The following is a 6,186-nucleotide window of genomic DNA, read 5'->3' as shown; positions in this document are numbered from 1 at the left end:
CCCGAGCACAGTGCCGACTGGCGCGAATACACCGTGCAGATCAAGCCCGGCGTGTTCTTCGCCGACGACCCGGCCTTCGGCGGCAAGCCGCGCGAGGTGGTGGCGGCCGACGTGGTGTATTCGATCAAGCGCATCTTCGACCCGCGCTGGAAGAGCCCGCAGCTGCCGACGTACGCCGCCATCGGCCTGACCGGCCTGAACGAGCTGCGCCGGCGCGCGCTCGACCAGAAGACGCCTTTCGACTACACCACGTCGATCGAGGGCCTGAAGGTCATCGACCGCCACACGCTGCGCTTCAAGCTCGACAAGCCCGACCCGCGTTTCATCTTCACGCTGACCGGCGTCGTGTCCGCGGCGCCGGTGGCGCACGAGGTCGTCGAGCACTACGGCGACACGATCGGCGACCACCCGGTCGGCAGCGGGCCGTTCGTGCTGGCCTCGTGGCGCAAGGGCTCGCAGATCGTGCTGGCGCGCAACCCCGGTTACCGCGACGAGCGATACGACGAAGAAGCCACGCCGGGTGACGCCGAAGCCGAAGCCATCGCGAAGGCGCTGCACGGGCGCAAGTTGCCGATGGTCGACCGGGTCGAGATTGCGGTGATCGATGAAGACCAACCGCGCTGGCTGTCGTTCCTGCAACACGATCTGGACAAGATCGGCCTGCCGGCGACCTATGCGCCGGTGGCCTATCCCGGCGGCAAGCTGTCGCCGGGCCTGAAGCGGCAGGGCGTGCAGGCGCAGAAGCAGGCCCGGCCCGACGTGGTCTACACGGTGTTCAACCTGGACGACCCGGTGCTCGGCGGCTACGGGCCGGCACAGGTCGCGCTGCGGCGCGCGATTGGTCTCGGCTACGACAACGATGAAGAGGTGCGCACCATCCGGCGCAGCATGGGCTTGGCAGCGCAAAGCGTCGTGCCACCGTCGACCTTCGGCTACGACGCAGCGCTGAAGAGTGAGATGAGCACCTACGACCCGGCGCGCGCCAACGCACTGCTCGACCTGTACGGTTACACCGACCGCGACGGCGACGGCTGGCGCGATCGGCCCGACGGCTCACCGTTGGTGTTGCAGTACCACACCGACAAGACGCTGCGCCAGTTCAACGAGCTGTGGAAGCGCCGCATGGACGCGCTGCATCTGCGCATCGAATTCATCGCCGGCCAATGGACCGAGCAAGCCAAGGCCGCGCGCGCCGGCAAGCTGATGATCTGGTTCTTGTCGTGGAACGCAGGCGCACCGGACGCCGATGAATTTCTGCGCCTGGGCTATGGTCCGGCGATCGGCGGCGACAACATGTCTCGCTTCAACCTGCCGGCTTTCAACGCACTGTACGAGCGCCAGAGCGAGCTGCCCGACGGCCCGGAACGCCAGGCGGTGATCGCCGAAGCCAACCGCCTGCTGCTGGCTTACCTGCCGATGAAGGCGCATGTCCACCGCTTGCAGGTGGACATGCACTGGCCGCGCCTGCAGGGTTACCGCCCCCATCCGTTCCTCGAACCCTTTCACGCCTTTGTCGACGTGGCGCCGAACGCCGTGACCCCATGACGCTTGCTGTTGTTCTCCGTGGCGCCGCGCTGGCGCTGGGCCTGCTGACCACCGCCCTGGCTGCGCCGGCCGACACGCCGCCCAAGGTGATGCGCTACGCCTTCCCGGTCGCCGAGAGCGGGTTCGATCCGGCGCAGATCACCGACGTGTATTCGCGCGTCGTCGCCGCCAACATCTTCGAAGCGCCGCTGACCTACGACTACCTGGCACGGCCGGTCGCGTTGAAGCCCGGCACGACAGTCGGGCTGCCGGAGGTGTCGGCCGACTTCCGCCGTTTCACCTTCCGCATCAAACCCGGCATCTACTTCGCCGACGACCCGGCGTTCAAGGGCAAGCAGCGTGAGCTGGTCGCAGCCGACTATGTCTACTCGATCAAGCGCCACTACGACCCGCGCTGGAAAAGCGGCAACCTGTTCAACTTCGAGAACGCGAAGATCCTGGGCCTGTCGGAGCTGCGCGCGAAGACGCTGAAGGACAAGACGCCGTTCAACTACGACACCGAGGTCGAGGGCCTGCGCACGCTCGACCGCTACACCTTCGTCGTCAGCGTCGCCGAGCCGATGCCGCGCCTGGCCTACCAGTTCGCCGACGCGGCGATGGTCGGCGCCGTGGCGCGCGAGGTGATCGAGGCCGACCCGGACCATGCGATGGAGCACCCGGTCGGCACGGGCCCCTACCGGCTGGCCGAATGGCGGCGCTCGTCGCGGATCGTGCTGGAGCGCAACCCGAACTACCGCGAGACCTACTACGACGCCGAGCCGGCCGCCGATGACCCGGTGTCGCAGGCGATTGCCGCAAGGCTGAAGGGCAAGCGCCTGCCGCTGGTCGACCGGGTCGAGGTCGCGATCGTCGAAGAATCGCAGCCGCGCCTGCTGGCCTTCCTGAACGGCGAGCACGACTGGATCGAGCGCCTGCCGCCCGAGCTGACGACCTCGCTCGTGGTCGGCGGGCAGCTGCTGCCGAACCTGAAGAAACGTGGTCTGCAGCTCGAGCGTGCGGTGGGCGTCGACATCTCGTTCAGCTATTTCGGCATGGAGAACCCGGTCGTCGGCGGCTACACGCCCGAGAAGGTGGCGCTGCGCCGCGCGATGGGCCTGGCCTACGACGTGCACGGCGAGATCATGCAGGTGCGCAAAGGGCAGGGCGTGCCGGCCCAGGCGATCGTGCCGCCGCAAATGGCCGGCTACAACCCCGCGTTCAAGAGCGAGATGAGCGAGTACAACGTGGCCAAGGCGCGAGCGCTGCTCGACCTGTACGGCTACATCGACCGCGACGGCGACGGCTGGCGCGAGCAGCCCGATGGCTCGCCGCTGCTGATCGAGTATTCGGCCCAGCCCGACCAGCAGTCGCGCCTGCTGCAAGAGCAGTGGCAGAAGGCGATGAACGAGCTCAACGTGCGGATCGAGTTCAAGCTCGCGAAGTGGCCCGAGCAGCTGAAATCGTCGCGCGCCGGCAAGCTGATGATGTGGGGCCTGAACTGGACCGCGACCGTGCCCGACGCGAGCGACCTGCTGGGCCTGATGTACGGGCCGAACAAAGGCCAGTCGAACCACGCGCGCTTCGACCTGCCGGCCTACAACACGCTGTTCGAGCGCCAATCGGTGCTGCCCGACGGGGCCGAGCGCGACGCGCTGATCCACGAAGCCAAGAAGCTGGGCGTGGCCTACATGCCCTACAAGATCTCGGCCCACCGGATCGTCAACGACGTGCTGCAGCCCTGGGTCATCGGCTACCGGCGCCACCCCTACCTGCGCGGCAGCTGGCAGTACATGGACATCGACACCGACCTGCGCGCCCGCGTCATGAAGCCATGATGCGGGCCTGGCAAACACTGGCGGCCGTGCTGCTGGCGGCGCTGTTGTCGCCACTGTCGCACGCGGCGGACACGACCGCACCGACGCCGAAGGTGCTGCGCTACGCGTTCCGCACCGCCGAGACCAGCTTCGACCCGAGCCAGATCAACGACATCTACTCGCGCACCGTCACCGCCCACATCTTCGAGGCTCTCTACACCTACGACCACCTGGCGCGGCCGATCAAGTTCAAGCCGCTGACGGCCGAGGCGCTGCCCGAGCACAGCGAGGACTGGCGCACCTGGACCGTGCGCGTGAAGCCCGGCATCTACTTCGCCGACGACCCGGCCTTCCACGGCAAGAAACGCGAGCTGGTGGCCGAAGACTATGTCTACGCGATCAAGCGCTTCACCGACCCGGCGCTGAAAAGCCCGGTCTGGGGTTATGTCGACAGCTACAAGCTGCTCGGCCTGGCCGAGGCACGCCAACGCAGTCTCGACCAGAAGCAGCCGTTCGACTACAACGCGCCGGTCGAAGGCCTGCGCGCGCTCGACCGCTACACGCTGCAGATCAAGCTGGCCGAGCCGCGGCCCCGCTTCATCGAGTTCCTCGCCGCGAGCGATCTGCTCGGCGGCGTCGCGCGCGAGGTGGCCGAGGCCTACGGCGACAAGCTCGGCGAGCACCCGGTGGGCACCGGGCCGTTCAAGCTGGTGCAGTGGCGGCGCGCCAGCTTCATCGCGCTGGAACGCAACCCCGACTACCGCGAGCGCTTCTACGACGCCGAGCCGACCGCGGACGATGCCGAAGGCCAGGCGCTGCTGGCGCGCTTCAAGGGCCGGCGCATCCCGATGGTCGACCGGGTCGAGATCTCGATCATCGAAGAGAACCAGCCGCGCTGGCTGGCCTTCCTGAACGGCCAGCACAACTTCATCGAGCAGGTGCCGCCGGAGTATTCGAGCCTGGCGATGCCCAACGGCCACCTGGCACCGAACCTGGCCAAGCAAGGCGTGCAGGGCTGGCGCCGGGTGCGCGCCGACGCCTACATGACCTTCTTCAACCTCGACGACCCGGTCGTCGGCGGCTACACGCCGGAAAAGGTCGCGCTGCGGCGCGCGATCTCGCTCGGGCTCGACGTGTCGCGCGAGATCCGCATGGTGCACAAGGGGCAGGGCATCCTGGCGCAGGCGCCGATCTCGCCCAACACCCTCTCCTACGATCCGGCGTTCAAGAGCGAGATGAGCGACTACGACCCGGCACGCGCGCAGGCGCTGCTGGACCTGTACGGCTACACCGACCACGACGGTGACGGCTGGCGCGACCTGCCCGACGGCTCGCCGCTGGTGCTGCAGTGGTCGATCGAGACCGACCAGCGCGCGCGCCAGATCTCCGAGCAGTACCAGCGCGACATGAAGGCGCTGAAGATCCAGGTCAACTTCAAGCCCGGCAAATGGCCCGAGCTGCTGAAGGCCGCGCGCGCCGGCAACTTCCAGATCTGGCACGTCGGCAACGTCTCGTCGTCGCCCGACAGCCAGGGCGCACTGCAACGGCTGGATGGCAGCCAGATCGGCGGCCAGAACATGGCGCGCTTCAAACGGCCGGAGTTCGACGCCGTCTACCAGCGCCTGTCCGAGCTGCCCGACGGGCCCGAGCGCGAGGCAGCCTTCGTCGAGGCCAAACGCCTGGCGGTGGTGTGGATGCCGTACCGCGCGCGTTTCCACACGCTGATCACCGACCTCGCGCAACGCGAGCTGCTGGGCTTTCGGCGGCCGCTGTTCTGGCTCGACTGGTGGCAGTACGCCGACATCGCGCCGGCGCCGGGCGCAAAGCGATGAGTCCCGGCACGCCCAAACAGACCTCGATGATCCCGTCGTGGCGCACGCTGGTGCTGCGCGCCAAGCCGGGCGGCAAGGACTTCGGCCGCTGGGTCACGCCCGAAGAATTGAACGTCGCACCGGGCTTGCTCGGCCGGCCGCTGGCGCGCCCGTCGCGGCGGTTGCTGGCGATGGCGGTGGACCTGGCCGCGATCGGCATCGTGTCGTCGGTGACCAACTTCTGGCTGTTGGCAGCCTGCGGCATGGGCGCGGTCGAGCGGGCCCGCGTTCGCCGCAAGGGGCCGTCACTCTGGCGCACGGTGGCCGCGTGGGCGCTGGCCGCGTTGCTGGCCTATGTCGGCGTGCAGCAGGTCATCGACACGCTGCGCGGCGACGGCGATGACAGCCCCGCCCGCCAGACGGTGGCGGCCGATGATGACGACGATGAGGCCAACGAAGCGGTCATCGCGGGTTTGCTCGCCCCAGCGCCTGGCGCATCAGCGGTGGCCGGTATCGCAGCCCCCGCCGTGGCATCCGCAGCAGCCTCGGCCGCCGAATCGGTGGCGGTGTTGAAAGAGCAGGTGCGGCAGCTGCATCGGCAGCTGGAGAAAGAGCGCCGGGCCGCCGAAGAAGCCGCAAAAGCCGAGAACTGGCGCGAGCGCCTGCGCCGCCTGGGGCTGGACTTCGGCGTCAGCTACGGCTGGTCGCTGGTCTATTTCACGATGCTGCCGACCTGGTGGCGCGGCCAGACGCTGGGCAAGCGCCTGTTCGGCCTGCGCGTGATCGAGATCACCGGCAAGCCGATGACGCCGCTGCTGAGCTTCAAGCGCTTTGGCGGTTACCTGGCCGGCATGGCCACCGGCGGCCTGGGCCTGGTGCAGCTGCTGTGGGACCCGAACCGGCAAGGCCTGCAAGACAAGGCGGCCCACACCGTGGTCATCGATGAACGGCGACCGGCGCGGCCCACCGCAGTGGTCTTGGCCGCAGATCCGGTTGCCGGCCCAGAGTTGGAAGCCCCGCCCACGCCGGCCCCTTGA

Annotated in this window: 4 protein-coding genes; all 4 read left to right on the top strand. The window is 68.3% G+C overall.

The window, feature by feature from the left end; all coding sequences use genetic code 11:
• Positions 1–1,545 (top strand): ABC transporter substrate-binding protein (locus tag AC1DYI_RS01205; protein ID WP_477202251.1); only part of this gene is annotated, 1,545 nt, incomplete at its 5' end.
• Positions 1,542–3,359, top strand: a complete 1,818-nt coding sequence (locus AC1DYI_RS01200) for an ABC transporter substrate-binding protein (protein WP_477202250.1) — start codon at positions 1,542–1,544, stop codon at positions 3,357–3,359. The genes AC1DYI_RS01205 and AC1DYI_RS01200, both read left to right, overlap by 4 nt.
• Positions 3,359–5,170, top strand: coding sequence for an ABC transporter substrate-binding protein (locus tag AC1DYI_RS01195; protein WP_477202249.1), 1,812 nt, complete (start codon positions 3,359–3,361; stop codon positions 5,168–5,170). The genes AC1DYI_RS01200 and AC1DYI_RS01195 overlap by 1 nt, the downstream gene beginning before the upstream one ends.
• A complete protein-coding gene (locus tag AC1DYI_RS01190) occupies positions 5,167–6,186 on the top strand; it encodes an RDD family protein (protein WP_477202248.1) in 1,020 nt (339 codons plus the stop codon). Before AC1DYI_RS01195 ends, AC1DYI_RS01190 begins: the two co-directional genes overlap by 4 nt.

It is taken from the genome of Ideonella sp. P3_A4, assembly GCF_056403075.1.
The sequence above is the reverse complement of the archived record's forward strand: the minus strand, read 5'-3'. Positions and strand labels throughout refer to the sequence as shown.